This window comes from Hyphomicrobium sp. DY-1, assembly GCF_047497105.1.
In the GTDB taxonomy this organism is placed as follows: Bacteria; Pseudomonadota; Alphaproteobacteria; order Rhizobiales; family Hyphomicrobiaceae; genus Hyphomicrobium_B.
Genome location: NZ_CP134870.1, coordinates 2,862,134 through 2,877,738, shown reverse-complemented (window position 1 = coordinate 2,877,738; position 15,605 = coordinate 2,862,134). Strand labels below are relative to the sequence as shown.

At 58.1% G+C, this 15,605-nt stretch carries 21 protein-coding genes; 1 reads left to right on the top strand and 20 read right to left on the bottom strand.

Features of this window, described 5'->3' with window-relative positions; translation table 11 throughout:
* Position 1: 1 nt before the first annotated feature.
* Genes RLW41_RS13800 through RLW41_RS13780 form a run of 5 tightly spaced genes read right to left on the bottom strand, consistent with a single transcriptional unit; the run spans position 2 to position 6,381 of the window.
* A complete protein-coding gene (locus tag RLW41_RS13800) occupies positions 2–2,533 on the bottom strand; it encodes a hypothetical protein (protein WP_414461830.1) in 2,532 nt (843 codons plus the stop codon).
* 1 nt (position 2,534) lies between these two features.
* Positions 2,535–2,951 (bottom strand): DUF6950 family protein, encoded by a 417-nt coding sequence (locus tag RLW41_RS13795; RefSeq protein WP_414461829.1) that lies wholly within the window; start codon positions 2,949–2,951, stop codon positions 2,535–2,537.
* A complete protein-coding gene (locus RLW41_RS13790) occupies positions 2,951–3,574 on the bottom strand; it encodes a hypothetical protein (RefSeq protein ID WP_414461828.1) in 624 nt (207 codons plus the stop codon). Before RLW41_RS13790 ends, RLW41_RS13795 begins: the two co-directional genes overlap by 1 nt.
* The gene (locus RLW41_RS13785) at positions 3,575–4,264 is read right to left on the bottom strand and encodes a hypothetical protein (RefSeq protein WP_414461827.1); all 690 of its coding nucleotides are present in this window, start codon (positions 4,262–4,264) and stop codon (positions 3,575–3,577) included. It lies immediately after the preceding gene.
* 2 nt (positions 4,265–4,266) lie between these two features.
* Entirely contained in the window at positions 4,267–6,381 is a 2,115-nt protein-coding gene (locus RLW41_RS13780) for a tape measure protein (protein ID WP_414464595.1), read from the bottom strand.
* Between the two features lie 356 nt (positions 6,382–6,737).
* On the opposite strand from RLW41_RS13780, the gene RLW41_RS13775 reads away from it, so the two are divergent.
* Positions 6,738–7,112 carry a hypothetical protein gene (locus RLW41_RS13775; RefSeq protein WP_414461826.1) on the top strand — a complete coding sequence of 125 codons (375 nt, stop codon included), beginning with the start codon at positions 6,738–6,740 and terminating at the stop codon, positions 7,110–7,112.
* On the opposite strand, the gene RLW41_RS13770 is transcribed toward RLW41_RS13775, so the two are convergent.
* From RLW41_RS13770 to RLW41_RS13700, 15 genes are all read right to left on the bottom strand, one after another.
* Positions 7,109–7,294 (bottom strand): hypothetical protein, encoded by a 186-nt coding sequence (locus tag RLW41_RS13770; protein WP_414461825.1) that lies wholly within the window; start codon positions 7,292–7,294, stop codon positions 7,109–7,111. The genes RLW41_RS13775 and RLW41_RS13770 overlap by 4 nt on opposite strands.
* Before the next feature lie 185 nt (positions 7,295–7,479).
* The gene (locus RLW41_RS13765) at positions 7,480–7,929 is read right to left on the bottom strand and encodes a hypothetical protein (RefSeq protein ID WP_414461824.1); all 450 of its coding nucleotides are present in this window, start codon (positions 7,927–7,929) and stop codon (positions 7,480–7,482) included.
* An 8-nt stretch (positions 7,930–7,937) separates the two neighbouring features.
* Positions 7,938–8,453, bottom strand: coding sequence for an HNH endonuclease (locus RLW41_RS13760; RefSeq protein ID WP_414461823.1), 516 nt, complete (start codon positions 8,451–8,453; stop codon positions 7,938–7,940).
* Between the two features lie 437 nt (positions 8,454–8,890).
* Entirely contained in the window at positions 8,891–9,403 is a 513-nt protein-coding gene (locus RLW41_RS13755) for an iron ABC transporter substrate-binding protein (protein WP_414461822.1), read from the bottom strand.
* A gap of 73 nt (positions 9,404–9,476) precedes the next feature.
* The gene (locus tag RLW41_RS13750; protein WP_414461821.1) at positions 9,477–9,893 is read right to left on the bottom strand and encodes a DUF4128 domain-containing protein; all 417 of its coding nucleotides are present in this window, start codon (positions 9,891–9,893) and stop codon (positions 9,477–9,479) included.
* Between the two features lie 3 nt (positions 9,894–9,896).
* Positions 9,897–10,349 (bottom strand): HK97 gp10 family phage protein, encoded by a 453-nt coding sequence (locus RLW41_RS13745; RefSeq protein ID WP_414461820.1) that lies wholly within the window; start codon positions 10,347–10,349, stop codon positions 9,897–9,899.
* 2 nt (positions 10,350–10,351) lie between these two features.
* Positions 10,352–11,398 (bottom strand): head morphogenesis protein, encoded by a 1,047-nt coding sequence (locus RLW41_RS13740; protein ID WP_414461819.1) that lies wholly within the window; start codon positions 11,396–11,398, stop codon positions 10,352–10,354.
* 2 nt (positions 11,399–11,400) lie between these two features.
* Complete coding sequence (locus RLW41_RS13735; RefSeq protein ID WP_414461818.1) at positions 11,401–11,790, bottom strand: hypothetical protein; 390 nt, start codon at positions 11,788–11,790, stop codon at positions 11,401–11,403.
* Complete coding sequence (locus RLW41_RS13730) at positions 11,787–11,924, bottom strand: hypothetical protein (protein ID WP_414461817.1); 138 nt, start codon at positions 11,922–11,924, stop codon at positions 11,787–11,789. The genes RLW41_RS13735 and RLW41_RS13730 overlap by 4 nt, the downstream gene beginning before the upstream one ends.
* A 3-nt stretch (positions 11,925–11,927) precedes the next feature.
* Positions 11,928–12,437 carry a DnaT-like ssDNA-binding protein gene (locus tag RLW41_RS13725; RefSeq protein WP_414461816.1) on the bottom strand — a complete coding sequence of 170 codons (510 nt, stop codon included), beginning with the start codon at positions 12,435–12,437 and terminating at the stop codon, positions 11,928–11,930.
* A 9-nt stretch (positions 12,438–12,446) separates the two neighbouring features.
* Positions 12,447–12,659, bottom strand: coding sequence for a hypothetical protein (locus RLW41_RS13720; protein ID WP_414461815.1), 213 nt, complete (start codon positions 12,657–12,659; stop codon positions 12,447–12,449).
* Positions 12,656–13,147 carry a hypothetical protein gene (locus tag RLW41_RS13715; RefSeq protein WP_414461814.1) on the bottom strand — a complete coding sequence of 164 codons (492 nt, stop codon included), beginning with the start codon at positions 13,145–13,147 and terminating at the stop codon, positions 12,656–12,658. The genes RLW41_RS13720 and RLW41_RS13715 overlap by 4 nt, the downstream gene beginning before the upstream one ends.
* A gap of 9 nt (positions 13,148–13,156) precedes the next feature.
* Positions 13,157–13,585: a hypothetical protein gene (locus RLW41_RS13710; RefSeq protein WP_414461813.1), complete on the bottom strand. Its 429-nt coding sequence runs from the start codon at positions 13,583–13,585 to the stop codon at positions 13,157–13,159.
* A gap of 69 nt (positions 13,586–13,654) precedes the next feature.
* A complete protein-coding gene (locus tag RLW41_RS13705; RefSeq protein ID WP_414461812.1) occupies positions 13,655–14,635 on the bottom strand; it encodes a major capsid protein in 981 nt (326 codons plus the stop codon).
* A 102-nt stretch (positions 14,636–14,737) separates the two neighbouring features.
* Positions 14,738–15,595 carry a hypothetical protein gene (locus RLW41_RS13700; protein ID WP_414461811.1) on the bottom strand — a complete coding sequence of 286 codons (858 nt, stop codon included), beginning with the start codon at positions 15,593–15,595 and terminating at the stop codon, positions 14,738–14,740.
* Positions 15,596–15,605: the final 10 nt, after the last annotated feature.

Below are 15,605 nucleotides of genomic sequence, written 5' to 3'. Positions count from 1 at the left end.
GTCAGAACGTCCAGTCGATGACGCCGTTCTTCATGTCGAAGATGCGTTTTCCGTCGGTACTGACCCAGCGCATCAACGCCAAATTGAGCGTCGATGTATTGGCGGGGTCGGTGATAGAGACCGTTCCGAGGCTGACCGTATCGATGTGCTCGGCCTTGATCGTGCCTTTGAAAATGACCTGACTGGCATCGATGCCGACGCCCGTGGTGCCATCGGCGAGCAGACCGACGGTGATGATCTGCTTCTGTCCCGTCCCATCCGGCATCGCGAAGACGATGCGGTCTGCGAGAACGCTAAATTGGGTGTAGCTTGTATCGCCGGACAGTGAGACCAGACCGGTGACGTTGCCATTCTCGTCGATCGCGATGGACCACTGCGCCAAGAGCCCGTTGGGACCATTGAGCGCTTCGAGCACCTCAGTGATGCCGATCGAGTTTCCGTCGGTTTCGGCACGGACGCTGCGCAGAAGCTGTGTGTTCTTCGCCGAGATGCCGGCGATCGCACTGATCGCGCTCCGGAGCGTCGCAACGGTGTCGTCGAGACGCTGCTGGACCGAGCCCTGGAGACTGGCGAGCGCCGTCGACATCTCCAGCTCAAGTCTCGCCTGGGCCGACAGCATCTCCGGTGTCACCGTGTCCGGTGGCGTCCCGTTCTGTGAGAGCAGAGCGAGGGCGACGATCTGCGGCTCGGTTTGGCCCGTTGTTGCAGACCATCCTGTCGCGACGGTACCGCGCTTCGGGACGGTGACCATGTCAAGCCGGGCTTCATAATCGACGCCGCCCTGAACGCCGTCGATCCAGGTGTATTCGCCAGCCGACGGATCAAGGATCTGCTTTTGAAGCGCGACCGTTGAACCGACCTTCCGGAACTCGAGCTTAAGCGTCTGGACAGTTTGGTCGGTGATCGGATCCCATGTGATACGCAGACCAGGCGCCTGGACGCCGGTGTCCTCGTTGACGATAAGGGTTGTGGTGAGCGCAACGCCCGTTGGCGTCAGAAGTTTCGCACCCCCCGTGCCCACCGTAGCCGGATCGTTCGGATCGAGCTGATCGACCATCGGATTCCAGGCAAAGATCGACTCCGACGTCTCATTGATCTCGACCGGGACCGTGAGTTCAGGATTGCGATTGCCCTGGACCACACGGAATAACATATCCGTGAAGCCATAACGGCGCGACGTCCAGCTGATCCAGTCGCAGGACTCGAGCCCGACCGCTATCGGCGACAGCGTGAACTGGAGATTGCGCTGGAATCGCCCCTGGCGGCGTAGAATTTCGGTGATACGTTGGCCCTGCGTCCCGCTCGAAACGTAGGTCAGACCATAGTTCTGCGAGAGACGTAGACCGCCATCCGCTGCCTCGTCCGTCGGCGAAATCCGCGGCGGGAGCGCCGTGCTCTGGTACATCTGGGACGGATCATTGAACGATCCGAATACCGCATTCACGAGCCCGGAGCGGGACTGCTTTGGAACATACTTCACCGTGACATTCGACATGATGTCGTCGTCGGTGATGTGCAGTACTGGGGTCTGAGAGACGCCGGGGTAAAGCTTGAAGATGCCGCCGCAGTCCGCAACCGAGCCTGCCATGCTCGTCACAATATCGCGCATCACCGAGGCATTATCGGCATCGACCGGAACGATGCCCCCCATCCGGTACCGCCTCTCCGTCCCGCCGGCCTTGAGATTGACGGTCTCATCACAGGCGTTTGCCGCGGCCATCCAGTTATCGAGCGGCAGGAAGTCAGCAGGCACGTTCATGCCCGCGAGCGGCGCGCCGTTGACGCGGATACCGCGATACCAGTTGTAGGCGATGACTGCAGGATTTTCGGTGAACTCGTAGGTACTCTCAGTGCCCCAACGATGGGAGCCGGAACCGCCGACACTGCCGTCCTTGCGATAGTCGTAGAGCTTGGCGCCCTGAAATACGAAGACAAATGCCGGGAGCCCATTCTTGTAGAGCTTCTGGTCGAATTTGAGCGTGACGCGGACATAGCAGATGCCGCGACCGCGATACGAAGACAGGAACTCGCCACCGGTAGCCTTGGAGACAAGATCGCTATCGACGGACTGGTTCCAGTCGCCGCTGTGATAGCTGATCCACATCGCGCCCGGATATTCGAGGACTGCGGTCCCCGAGACATTCGCATCCCCAGAGGGAGAGCCAAGTGTCAGCTGTTCGCCGTTGGCAAAGACTTTGAGTAGACCACCGCACGGCACGTCCCCGAGCTTGTAGACAAGCTGGACGTAATCGTTGCCGTTGGGACCATAAGAATTGTGATAGATCAGCGTCCCGGCCGAGGCGCAGACGCCGAGGGGTACCTGACGCGGCCCGTTGGGCTGATAGCTCAGCGAGAGCTGCATGCCCGTCGATGAGGATCCAGCCGACGTCGATTGCGGTTGCAGCTTCTTCGCGAGATAGGAGACGCCGAACGACAGCCCAATCCCGACGATGCCTTCGCCAACAAGGCCAAGCGATCCCAGCCCCAGCGCCGTCGTGACGACGGGGGTGATCAGCGGAACGAGAAACGGCATCTCAGCCGACCCGGTACGCCGTGACCAATTGAGAGCGTGGAACCGTTATCCAGCCATCCGGATTCCTGGAAACAGCCTCGGCGCCGGTGATGATCGCGGGGCACATCAGCGACGTCACGTCTTCGGGATACCCGACGTCGCCGCGACGCGCTTCGGAAACCGGAATGATCTCAAGCTCGGCATCGAGATAATCCTTTACAGACACGAACCCGGTTGACACCAGCGCGCGCAAGGCACCGTGCTCGGAGTTCCAACGACCAAAGATTTTCATGGGATCGACGTCGGTCATTGCCCACGCGACGTCGGAGAAGATGATGCCGCAATCGGACTGCCCCCAAATGAAATCGAGCTTGCGATGTTCTCGAAGCGCGAAATTCATGCGCTCGATGCAGTCGTTGCGACGGGTCCAGGAGATCATCAGAAGATCTTGCTCAGGAATCCAGCGATGCCGCCCGACGACTGTTTTGGCGGTGACTGGGGTGCTGCACCCCAATCAATCGTGGTCGAGACAGCGGATTGCGCAAAACTCAGGATACCGTCACTTGAATCGCGTTCGCGCTGATCGGCGTCCGACGTTGTTCGTGTCCCGACACGGGAATATTCCCGTGACGTCGATTCACACGTCAGCTTAAGGATCGACGTTCCATCGACGTCTTCATCCCATTCGATCTGGTCCATGAATCCAGCAAACTCTGGAATGATGTTGAGCACCTTGGGCTGATTGATCGCGATGATGGCGCGCTGAACCAGGATCGGACGTTGGGACCATTGGGCCCCATCGACAAGCGCCACGGCCTGCGGATCGATGCCAGATAGGTTGACGGTGAGATTGCGGATCGAGAAGTCCGCAGATGAGCCAGAGGATTCAATCGTGAACCGCCGCGGCTTTCCGACATAGACATCGCCGCCAAATGAAATCGATCCGTTATCATCCCAGATGCAGAACGGATCGTCGCCATCGGGCGACGCCTTCAGCAAGGTGCGGATACGGCATCGGCCGCTCAAGAGAGCGGCTTGGGCCTGACTGGAGATATCGCGCATTTAGAAGGTCTGGACCGCGGAGAACGTCACCGACCCGAACCCGCCTTCGGTAAAGGGTCCGTCGATGGAGTCAGCATCGATCGTGGCGAGGCACCACGGTTTGAAAAACGTCGCCCAGACCGCGGGGCTGACGTGGGGATTGAACGACACCGGCAGAGTTGGCGCCACTCTGATATCGACGATTCCGGAGCCGTTCGCCGTCGCCGGGGCGATGATACGATGCAGGATCTGGGTGTCTTCGTACGGCATCGAGATCATGTCGCCGAGGCGGATCTTGAAGTCGTTGGGAAGGTGCGTCAGCGTCAATGTTGCGAGATCATCATCGACGTCAGAGATGACGCACGTCCCGTCGAATGCGCCGCCAGTGGCCCGAACGAGACCGTCGAAGCCATTCGGGTAACTCATCGGATACTTGAGAAGCGGATGCCAGATTTTGAGCAGGTTCAGACCGCCGGCAAGCGATTCCAATACGGTCTGGATCTCCATCGCCTCATCGAAATACATCGACGGCGTCGAGAACTGGGCCTGCCAGAGCTGGGTTCCAAGTTCGGCGACCTGCTGTCGGCCACCGCGGTCCGGAGCTTTGGTGACCGAGTACAGCGGCTTGAACGTGGCCTGATTGAACGGCATGACGCCGTCCGTCCTCTCCGGCATCTCAGCCGGAAAGCTTGTCGATATCACGAGGCTCATGCTCAGACTAGGTTCCGGGATTTGGCGTTTTGGATCGTGGATACGATGGTCTTCGGCAACGTCTGTTGCAGGCTCACGACCTGAGCTGTCAGTCTTGCCAGCTGCGAAGGATCGGCGCCGTCGGCACTGATCGATACCGGAACCGATATCGAGACACCGCCGCCGGCCGCTCGCGCGCCCTTTGGCACGACCCTCTCGCCGCGTTGCAGAATGGCCGGGACTTCATCCGGCTTCAGTCCTGCGATGCCGCCGCCGTGATACCGAGGTGCGTTGGCAAAAATTGCAGGCGAAACGGCGCGATGCGGATAGTTATCGTTACCCGCGATGCCGCCAGAATGAAGAATTCCCGGCAGTATGTTGCCGCCAAAGAGGCCTTTGCTCGCCGTGCTCGTTCCAAGACCAGCGAAGAGAGTATCCAGTGAGTTATCAAGGATCTTATCCGCAAGGCGATCCAACGCGTCTCCCAGGGATTCCACAGCTGATTTTCCGGATACCATGTCGTGCAGGAAAGTCGACGCAAAGTCTTTTTGGACGTCCATTGCCCGCTTGTATTGTTCGCCGAGGCGCACGACTGAGGCTGTCTGTTCGTCAACGATCTTGCCATTCTCAAGGAGACCGGCCGACTGCATTTTCTCGTAAACCGCTTGCTCTATTGGCGTGCGCCCAAGTTGGGCATTCTGAAACGCGACGTCACTCTTGACCTGCCCAGCCCTGATCGAATTGTTGATCTCCGCGAGCTGGTCCTTCTCGGCTAGCAGTTGCAGGTAGTGCTTCTTGTCGTACGCATCTCGGTCTCCATACAATTTCAGAGCTTCCTGCTCCATCTGCTGCCGAAGCTCCATGGCGCCGCGCGCTTTATCTTGTACCAGGGCTGAGGCATTCTGCAGGGCGAGATCCTGACGGGCCAGTTCGACCTGCTGCTGGGATTGGAGAAGCTGTTCTTGGAACTGTTTGAGAGCTTTGGCCTGCTGATCGGTCAGAGCCGTGCTCGCCTTCGGTGTTTGCTCTGACTTGGTAGTTGTCGTCTGCCACGTATTCGTGATGTTGCCCCATGCGCCCTGGATCTTAGCGATCCGGTCACTAATGCTCGCTCCCATCGCATCGGTAGCCGAGACAACATCCTTAAAATTTAGGGTCGCGATGTTCTTTAGGGTCAGCAGGAATCCCCATGCGGCATCCTTGGCGATACCCAAGGACTGAGAGATCGTGGTCCACACGGCTATCATAGTATTGCCGACGCTGATTGTCGTATCGCCAATTTTTTGGGTGTCATTCCCAAATTCGACGAGGTAGGTGGTTAGCGTGACAAGCGCCGTCGCCGCTAGCCCGCCAACTGCAAATATGGGGTTAGCCCTTACAGCTACGCCCAGCGCGAGGACCGCCCCGACGAGTGTCGTTCTAATCACATTTGCGACGGATAATAGGAGGCCGAGAATCGATGTCGAAAAAGCCGTCGCCAAAGAAGCGCCAGCGAGGATTGCCACTTTCGCTACCGTTTTCAAATTGACAGCGACGGCTACCAGCGCCTTCGCGAACCCCTCAGATAATCCGTTAGTCTGGTCATAGACGCCCACGAGTTGCAGCATGGCATTGCGGATACGACCAAATCCATCAGCAATAGTCGCCGGCATTTTGTCGGACTGCTCCCCCAGTTGCTCCATGCGCTTCACAAGAGCATCAAATATCACCTGGCTCGTGATCTTGCCTTCTTCTCCCAGACGCCGGAGCTGGTTCGTGCCGACGCCGAGCTGTTCCGCTAGTACCTCAGCGACGCGTCCGCCTACTTGGATGACTGTGTTGAGTTCTTGGCCCCTAAGTGCTCCACCGGCCATGGCGCGGCCGAGCGCTTCCTGAATCATCGCCGCGCGATCGCCCTTTGCGCCCGAGACGACAAGGGCATTATTGAGTGCTTCGGTGAAATCGAGTTGCTGAGACGTTGTTTTCCCAAGCTCTTTGAGCACGGTCGAATTGCGAATAAAGGACTCGACGGTTAGTTCTGTTGACGAATAGGTTCGGTCCGCGACCTTTGCCAATCTATCCATAATAGCGGCAGCACCATCCATGTCGCCGGTGGCGATTCCGACGCGCGCGCTCAAGTCGGACCAAGTGTCGGCCATACCGGCTACACTAACCGATAGCTTGCTGGCGGCCAGAACGATGGCACCGATACCGATTGCCAGTGCGGCGGTTCTGAAACCGACATCCTCAATAAGCGAGCCGAACGAGCGGAAACGCGATGCGACGCCGCCAAGGGGGCCGTCCATAGCGGCAATAGCCTGTCCCACCTTGCGGAATTTATCTCCAGCATCGAGAACCTTACCCGATGTACCTGAGACAGCTTTCTCAACCCGTTGTGATGCCGCTGTGAGAGCATCCAATCGAGTTATAGCGGGCGGCACTTGGCTGCTATCGACTGCAAGTGCTAGCGTGCTGACTTCGGCTGGCATGCGGCTACCTTTTGGGAGGACATGGAGTGAAGGTTCTTGCGGGAGACTGGAAAGAGGGAACGCCGGTATTGATCGCCAACTCGGAATTGCATTTCGCCGTGGGCATTTTCAAAAGCGACAAACTTCCAATGAACCAAATCTGCCAATTCGATATCGTGACCGAGGACAATCGATTTTCAATTCTTGGCAAAGTCGGCTGGGGCGCTGCCGGAGCATTGGCGCTCGGACCGATTGGACTATTGATCGGAGCCGTCGGTGGCGGCAGGCGGCAAGCCCGCGTTTTGTCCATTGTTTTCGACGATGGCCGAAAGGCCTTGGTTAAGGGAAACGCGAAAGATGCGGAGAAGATAACGGCAGCGACATATGCGCGACTATCGTCCCCACCGCAGCCCGTTGGCTAGTCAGGATGCGTCTCTCCATCCGGCGCCACCGATGCCAGATAGACGTCGTCCAGATCTTCGATCAGCTTGATTTCCCACGGCACGAACCGCAGGCTTGAAAGTCGAGAGAACGTCTCGATAGCTTGCAAAGTGATCGGTTCGGCGCCGCTATAGCCGCCCGCCGTTCGGCGACGGAGACGCATGAACGCCGACCAGATATATCCAAGTTCAATCGGGAACGGCGGTAAAGCAAGTTCGGCTTCCAGAGCTTTTATTCTCTCTTGGACACCTTTCCGTTCCGCTCGTTCGAGTAATGATTGAAGCCGGTCCCATTTCGACCGGCCTTCTTCCACCTTCGATAGGTCAAAGGCGCGCTCGGCAAAGTCCTTTAGTTCGTCGCCGAGCGTTTCGTAAAAATCGTTTCGTCACCGAGGAAATCGAGGCACTGCGTGAGAATGGTGCCCTTCTTCGGATCGGATAGCAGCTTCCTAGCATTCTCAGGTGAGAATGGGTACGGCTCGCCATCCAAAGTGACAGGCGTCCAGTCGATCAAACGTTCAACTATCAGCTGTATATTCTTAGCAATCACTTCTTCGACGGTTTCATCTTCCGGCTTCCATTTGCGCCCATTAACTTGCGCGCGCTCTTGCGCCTTCCGGCGTTCAAGATTTTCTCGGGCAAGGCGGTTTTCCTGCTGGATGGACTTCTGGTGCCCGGGGCCAGCAAACCGCAGTCGCCATCCTGAAAGTTTCCCGTTTATGCGAACTTCCATCTCGGCTTCATCAGCCGTATCCAATGACGAGAGGTCGAAAGAAGCTATTTCGCTTTTATTGCTCATCTGGTTTCCTATTCGAGCCATGACCAAGTTTTGCGAGTCGCAATGTCCGATATTGCTCGCGGCGAGACGCTGAACCGACTGGCGATTGAACGATACGAAGCATGGCCAACCAATCGTCGGATTGTCCGAACCTGGTCTTTGGTCAGCTTTGCCATTCCATGTCGCTCGCCTCGCGGGCTGTTCCCGTGAGCGACCATATCCTCTGCATTTTCTTGTTGAGTACCCCACCTAAGATGGGATGGGTTTACGCAACCAAGATGCCCGTTGCCGCATGAATGAAGCGCGAAGTTCCGATCAGGAGGCGGTGGGCCATGCGCTGCCTCGCAAACGTAGCGATGTGCGAATATTCTTTCGCCTTCGGGCTGCGCAGTTCCGTAGCCATTCCCGTTATGCCCGAAGGGCCATGGCAGACAATCATCCCCACGATAGGGAATGGCGACCTCCAAAAGGAACTGAGTAACTTCTCCTTTGAATGTCTCGCCAGCCAAAGGGTCTCCGTATTTTTGCCACCTCGGAAGGTGCATAGCGCAGTACCCGTGAGAGTCATGAATCCGATTACATCCGGGCGCTTTGCATTTCGGCGCTGTGGCCACAAGATTTTCTCGTCGCCATCGCTTGTAATGGAGATCGCACCATCCTCTTTTTGTCGCGGTTCTATCGCACCCGTCTATAGTGCACGGCGCACCATGATATTGAGTGACATCCGGTCCTCCTGCCGTCTGGTCTCCATGGGCTCGCCATCTTTGATAGTGACGGCTGCACCATCCTTTTTGCCCGCCTGCGCGGCTACCTGCATCTCGCTTGCATCCCGGAACGGCACATGGTTTGAAATTATCAGCCACTCGAACCTCCAATGTTCGGGCTTGGTCAGAACCGTCGAGTGTGTTGCAAGCACCTCGGCGGTTCGCTTTTATGCAGTAATATTGGGGCCTTTTTGCATCCTGCCTTCAACGCCATACCCTTAAGGGCTTTCGATCAGAGCTGAGAGCACGCGATAGATTTTGGTATTGATCGAGATCGGGAAGGTCTGGCGCACGATGTTGTTCTGCGCACCCTGATTGACGGCTTCACCAGTCACCAAGCCGATGAAATATTCGACCGTGTTGGTATAGCTCGCCGATCTGGCGTCATTTCTTACGATCTTGAAGGCGTAATTAAAGTCGGTCGCCTGCGCATCGGCAAGCGCGACCTGACCCTCGTCGAGAGGATCGACGCCGACAACGATTGTCTTCGTGCCGGCATTACGCGCGCCCTTCTGCTTCCGCGTGCGGGCATCGCTAACGGACGTGAACGTGATTTCTTCGGCGGTATCGCCGTGCTCGCCAAGGTCTTCGACTTCCTCGACTTCGACCCAGTCCGCGATAGCCTCGAAGAGCGCAAGAGCGGCTGCGTCATTCACGCCATTGTAATTGCCTGGGTCCACCGACACCGGAGAGATATAGATCTTGCTTCCGGCCGTTTTCGAGATTGCCATTTGGAGGTCTCCATAAAAAGAAACCCCGCTCGAAACGGCGGGGCTTGGGGTCTTTCGAATATGCTGACCAAAGTCAGCCGAACGCATACCAAGAGACTGAGATCGGGGTTTCGACCCGATCAGTTGACTGCATGTCAGCTGCAACGCTCGGCCGTCCATCGATCCTGACGACGAGATCTCCACTCGCGAGAGATGCGCCGCGTTCGAAATGATCGGCCACCTTGCCCGCTATCTCTGCGCCGGCAATGCTGCCGGCGCCACTCGGCGAGACCACAGTGATCTGAAAAATACCGCGGAACTCGGTGGTGCTATCATCCGACACGAATTGATTGCGGTTCGTATTCGGGATCAACTGCGCTTTCAGATATGTCCCTTCCGGTGGCGCGAACGAGATATCGGGATAAGCGACGGGCAACGGTGGCGTAAGTGACAGCGCGGCAAGATGCGCCAGAAGGGCATCACGGATCTTTGCTTCAACGGCCATTGCCATGCGTCACTCCCCGATCCGCGTCTGGGCTTCGAGTGTGACCTGATCAACGATCATCTGCCAATCCTGCGCGGCCTTTCTTACGAAGCCGAGGGCGGGACGCCCTTGGGTGCCATATTCGAGATAAGAAACGTAATTGGCGACCCAAGTTCCATAAATCACATCTTTGCCGATAGTGGCCCCGGCAATGACCAGGGCAACTGCGTTATCATCTGGAAAGAAAGACTGCGATCCGCCTTGGTTCTGACCCGCCGGCGTGTTCATCGGCCGGAATGTGACTGAGACATCCGGCGAGTTGAGCGTGGCACGAAAGCTTGCTTGTGCGAACCCGGTGTCGACGGGCACGCCGTGATTGGCCTGCATAAATACGCGCTGTGTGCTTGCTTTGACGATATAATCAATTCGACGCCGGCTTTTTGCGGCCCATGCACCGACTGAGGCGCTGAAGGTCTGCGCCACGATTATGCCGCCTCTTCGCGCGCCAGTGCACCGATGAAGTCGATTGTTGTATCGACTTGGCAGTGGCAGTTTGCCGTATGACTGACCGGAGCATCCGGATCGCATGGGTACATCAGCTTCGTTCCATCCGGCGCGGTGAACGGCTCCTCAAGTCCAACCGTCTGACCGTCCATCGAAATATGCTGCTCTCTCGGATGCAGGTTTCCAACATGCCGCCACGTCCTTTGAACGTCGCTCTGGTTCACTTGGCCTGTTCCGACGGCTTGCAGGAACGATTCATGCTCCGATTGATGCAGAGCGGCCTTAGCCTCAAGGCGCGCGATCGTCTCGCCGCGAAGATTGAGGAGGCCGGAACGATACCGCCCGACGATGGCTTCGGCGTCCGTAAGACTTAAGCCCTCTCCGTTTCGGATTGCCGCTAAAACAGCCCGGTCAGACCTCTTGTCCCGGCGACCCCTCGTCAGATAATTCCGCATCAGCGCCGGATCGCCGGACGTCAATTCTGCCAATGCTGTGCGGGCATATTTCTCCTGCATCGATGTGAGGCCGATCGCTCCGCCCTCGCGAACTCCCGTCGCCCGGTTTATGCGGCCGGTCAGGCTCAGCGCAATGGTCCGAGGATTAGACCCTTCTCTAAGACCCGCTGAGAGGATGTTGCGAACCATGACCCTCTGATCGTCGAGGATGCGCGTGATCATGGTGGACGAATGGTCAAGCAGCCAGCTTTCGGCTCGGGGGTCGCGAGCGTTGAAACGAAACACTGCTGCGATGCCGCTGCGAACGGCCTGAGATGAGATATATGCTGTTGCGGCGATGCCGCCGCTATCGAATGCTGCCGTCAAGGCGCGATCGAAAGCACGGAACGCGGCTGGATCAAGGTTCAGCGATTTTATGGCACCGTCTATATCATTTCGTTCCAGAGCCGCGACGATTAGGCGAAGGTTGGCATTGGATCGAAGGTCTTTGACGCCTTCCAGGAAGGCCTTCTGCAAAAGCGGCGCATGCTCCTGAAGAAGTTCCTCAATGCGTTTTCGAAGACTGCTCGCCACCGTCAACTGGCCCTGATTTGAAGGTCATACAGCACGATGACTCCGGCGGGATTTAGAGGCTTCGACAGAATAATTGTCCAAACCTTCCCAGATGCTTCGACCAGCTTGTCGGTTGGCTTGATCTCGTCGAGGGGGACGCCTTCGGTAGTTTTCAATCCCAGTGCGGAGACATAGGCGCGCTTATCTGTTGCGAGGATCAGCGTGCCGTCGCGTTCCGAGATCGTGTAATCGACGATGACGAGATCGGCCGCGAATTCGACCGGCGTCGACGGACCCGGATCGTACGGAGGGCCGTTACCGGGCACGAGACGCCGGATGGCGCCGTGTTGCCCGAACTTCTTGATGAGCTTCGCGGCGGATGCGGCGGTCTTCGAATAGTTAAACGTGCTCACCGCGCCCTCGCCTCTTCCACCGTTGTCGAGATATGAGACCGGATCAGCGCGATCTGCTCTTTGAGAGGCTTCTCCTTGATGCGGTTCATGAGTTCGAGGATGCGTTCCATTTCAGCGGCGAGCGCCTCATTCACCGGTTAAGCCCGGAGAAGGAGCGTCGATTTGGTATTGCTCTCAGCGCCAACCAGGGCCGACATGATGTCATCGATCAGTGTCACCGTAGGACGCATGTCGGTGGCGGTGACGATCTGGTTGTCGGAATAGGTCTGTGAGATCGGGCCGACGCGTTCGGAGATGACGCGTTCGGCAAGTATGAGGTCGGGCGAGAGCGAACCAGGGTCGGCAAGCTCGCGCAGGGCTGCCTCGTACGTCGCGCTCAGCACCTCGACCGGGACTTCGTCATCGGCGATTGCATTGCCTTCGACGTCTCGCGCGCATGATCGTGGCCAGCCCAAGAGCTGAGAGCGTCCGCCGGTCTTCTTGCCAGGATATTTCGCACCGAAACGACCGTCGAGCCAGGTGCTAGCTCTCACGAGCGCTGCTAGCCTCGCGCTGTCTGGGCTGCTATCTGCTGCGGCCCAGGCCGCGTTTCCGCGGGCATCATGGTAAGCGCTCGCTTGCTCTATCGTGCCGTAATAATCTGGCATCACGCGCTCCTAATGCCGGTATCCGCAGAAGTCCGAAAGATCGATCGGTGACCATCGCTGATCGTCACGCCATTGGACGATTGCAAATGCATATTCGCCCGGGTCGTCGGTCTCTTCGCCATAGACGTCAAGAAAGCTCTCGATGTCACCAATGGAGCCATGCTCGTCGATGACGTGCCGCTCTTTAACGTTCACGGCGTCGACGACGCGGGTGGCGCTCATGACTTCGGCCAAGGCTTGACGTTCATCATCCGCTTGTTCGCGGAACGGATCGCTGCGACGCCACACCCATAGTCGCAAGCAACGACCTTGCCGTTCAGAAGACCGAAGTTCTCAGGCTCGACGTCCTGTAGGAATGCGGGCAGCTTTTTCGGCCAATCTTTCCTGCGAAGGGGCTCGACCTTGTCCTGGATCAAGTATAGCCCACAAGGCGATATCGAGATGCAGGGGGCGAACCACTTCGCCATGGGCGTTCCGCGCGCCCATTCCCAAACCGTCCACTCCTGGACGTTCTGGAACATTCCGCCTGGCTTCTCGACTTTGATAACGCGCTTGCTGCTGAGCGGATCGATCATCGGAGCGCCGGTATCTTTGTGTCGGCCCCAGCAGCTCGGGTCATTCAGTTCGTATACCGTCCGCGATAGACCTGCACCGAGACGTTTCCCGAAAAGCAGGAACTCCATCTCGGAACGGTGCAGCGCATCGGACATTGCCGCGATTTACTTCTTTGCCGCCTTCGCGCGCCGCTGCAGTTCCTCGGCGATGATATGGACCGCCTGCTCACGGTTCACGACCGGCGTCTTCGAAAGCTTGCCGACAAGGGCGCGAAGATGCTTCCAGCCGAGAGTTTCGTAGTTGTCAGGGATCTCGACGTCGGCGGCAGACGCGTCGTCCTTCGCGGGGACTGTGGCGTGCGCCGCAGCCAGCTTATTGGCTTCGGTCGGAAGAATGTCTTTCACCGGTGCCGGTTCTTTCACGGGCTCGTCAATCTTCGTGACGGCCCGAGGCTCGACGTCCTTCTTCGGTTCGTCATCGACCGGATCAGGCACGACCATGACCTCTTCCGGCTTCTGACTTGCATAGAGCTTCCGGCGAGCCGCAGCGATTGCTTCTCGATCCTCCGCCGTTCTTGGGTATTTGCGCTGCATCTCTGCCTCCGAAATGGTTCAAAGCAAAGGGCGGGAATTGCTCCCCGCCCTCGATTGCGTGACCGGCGGCTAGCCGATTTTGTGCTTGATCTGCACCAGACGAATGTTTTTCGCCTCCCAGCAGCGAACCCAGTTCGCTGGATTGGCGAGTTCGGCATCGCTCGGCGTCGCCGAAGCGGGAACGCCCGAAATCGGGTTCCATTTGATGCCGCGGGGATGGATGACGAAGTGGCGACGAGAAACTACGAACTCTTCACCGCCATTCTTCAGTTCGTCACGATCCGTGGCGCTCGGTACCTTGGGCGAGCCCTCGCCAAAACCAAGAGCGCCGGCACCGAATAGGTACGTGGTGTAGACGCCCGTCGTCGGTGCGTTGGCATCATCCTGAACGATGCGCTTGCCCATGAACGTCTCGTACTGAACGACACCATCCGCATCACGGATCGTCTCGATGAGGCCCTGTTTGGCAAGCCAGGCGTTCACCGCCGAGTGCATGCCGACGCCGACGATGCCGCCTTTCGCATCGCCCATGGTCTGAGCGCCGTCGATGAAGGCTTCGCCATCCAGATAGGCAGCAGCACCCGATGCCGTCGAGATGTTGATGGAGTTCACTGGCGTGCCTTCGGCCGCCAAAGCGCCCATGGCGCCCTTCAGCGTCGCGAAGGTCATCATGTTGAACTCGTATGACCAGTTCTCGGTTAGGCCGGCGTTGATGGCATCCATGGGATCGTCCCCGGCGAGAGCATCCGACAAGTCGGTTGCACCGTAGACGAGCGCGCGAGCATGCATCACGGCGAAGTCCTGGCCGCTCTGGATCTTACGAATTTCCAGATCGTCGTTGTCGTCGATGAGCTGAGCACGCTCGCCGAGCGCCTTCCAGAACGGCATCGCGACACCCTGTCCGCCTTTCTGAGGAAAGACGAGATCGGGGACCGTCGCCATGATGCCGCCCTGAAAAAAGGCGTTTACGCGAGTGGTGTTCTCGCGGACGTATGCATTGCTCTGTTCCGGAACGAAAACGTCCGAAACTTTGGTTGGAGTATCAGCCATTGCCAAAATCTCCTGTGTTGATGGCTGGTTGCTGGGGTTTCAGCGCGGCCATCGGCACGGCTGGTTTCGGGAGTGGCGGCATCGCCGCCTACGCTTTACGGATTAGAGAGGACGTGCTGCGGCGTTCGCCGCATCAAGATTGCGGAAGCCCGCGGACTTCGCGAGACGCTCCGCTTTGCCGCGATCGGTGCGCAGAAGCTTGCCCTGTTCGGTCTTGCTCCAGTGCTCTTTCGAGAACGGATTCGAGTCGCCAGACCGCTGCTGCGATCCAGGTGCGCCGCTGCCGCTGGCAGGAGCGACGAAGCTTTTTCCCTCATCACCCTGAACCCAGTTGGCGACGTACTTCGCGATATCGTCACCTCCGAGCTCTGCCTTCATCTTGGCGACCGCAGTGCCATCCTCGTCGATGACCTCGACGCCGGATTCGAGCATTGCGCGCGCCGCCTTGAGGAATGCCGGGGATGTGACGCCGGACTCCGTCAGAGCCGCCGTCAAACCGTCGGTGATGAGACGCTTGCGCTGATCGCCCTCGAGCTTGGCAATCTTGGTGTCTTTCTCGGCGAGAGCCGTGGCATGGTCCTTCGTCAGCTTGCCGATCTTGGTCTCGTACTGAGACTTCACCGAAGCCGTCGCCGTCTCGATCTGCTTACGGACGTCTTTCCCGTCGGGATCGTTCTGTCGCGCAGCATCTTCGGTGCGGAGCCGTGCCCACTCGTCGGCGTCGAAATCCTCCGGAAGGTCTTTGACCTTGGAGTTTGCCGCCGCCAAGTCGGTCGTCAGCTTGACCTTGTCGGCCTTCACCCGCTCGAAAGCGGACTTCAAATTGACGACGCCGGGATGCGCATCGACCCCCTCGAGGTCGAGGACGTAAACCGTTTTGTCGCCCTGCTTCTGTTCCTTGTATTCACCACGAACCGCCTCAGCGACTTCGTCGAGTGAGGAAATTACGGTCTTAAGCAAAGGATTTCTC

Bases quoted from the DNA above. Each gene is read 5' to 3' on its own strand.
- RLW41_RS13800 (WP_414461830.1), bottom strand. From the start codon at position 2,533: ATGCCGTTTCTCGTTCCGCTGATCACCCCCGTCGTCACGACGGCGCTG.
- RLW41_RS13795 (WP_414461829.1), bottom strand. From the start codon at position 2,951: ATGATCTCCTGGACCCGTCGCAACGACTGCATCGAGCGCATGAATTTC.
- RLW41_RS13790 (WP_414461828.1), bottom strand. From the start codon at position 3,574: ATGCGCGATATCTCCAGTCAGGCCCAAGCCGCTCTCTTGAGCGGCCGA.
- RLW41_RS13785 (WP_414461827.1), bottom strand. From the start codon at position 4,264: ATGAGCCTCGTGATATCGACAAGCTTTCCGGCTGAGATGCCGGAGAGG.
- RLW41_RS13780 (WP_414464595.1), bottom strand. From the start codon at position 6,381: ATGGCCGACACTTGGTCCGACTTGAGCGCGCGCGTCGGAATCGCCACC.
- RLW41_RS13770 (WP_414461825.1), bottom strand. From the start codon at position 7,294: ATGCGTCTCCGTCGCCGAACGGCGGGCGGCTATAGCGGCGCCGAACCG.
- RLW41_RS13765 (WP_414461824.1), bottom strand. From the start codon at position 7,929: ATGAGCAATAAAAGCGAAATAGCTTCTTTCGACCTCTCGTCATTGGAT.
- RLW41_RS13760 (WP_414461823.1), bottom strand. From the start codon at position 8,453: ATGCACCTTCCGAGGTGGCAAAAATACGGAGACCCTTTGGCTGGCGAG.
- RLW41_RS13755 (WP_414461822.1), bottom strand. From the start codon at position 9,403: ATGGCAATCTCGAAAACGGCCGGAAGCAAGATCTATATCTCTCCGGTG.
- RLW41_RS13750 (WP_414461821.1), bottom strand. From the start codon at position 9,893: ATGGCAATGGCCGTTGAAGCAAAGATCCGTGATGCCCTTCTGGCGCAT.
- RLW41_RS13725 (WP_414461816.1), bottom strand. From the start codon at position 12,437: ATGCCAGATTATTACGGCACGATAGAGCAAGCGAGCGCTTACCATGAT.
- RLW41_RS13720 (WP_414461815.1), bottom strand. From the start codon at position 12,659: ATGAGCGCCACCCGCGTCGTCGACGCCGTGAACGTTAAAGAGCGGCAC.
- RLW41_RS13715 (WP_414461814.1), bottom strand. From the start codon at position 13,147: ATGTCCGATGCGCTGCACCGTTCCGAGATGGAGTTCCTGCTTTTCGGG.
- RLW41_RS13710 (WP_414461813.1), bottom strand. From the start codon at position 13,585: ATGCAGCGCAAATACCCAAGAACGGCGGAGGATCGAGAAGCAATCGCT.
- RLW41_RS13705 (WP_414461812.1), bottom strand. From the start codon at position 14,635: ATGGCTGATACTCCAACCAAAGTTTCGGACGTTTTCGTTCCGGAACAG.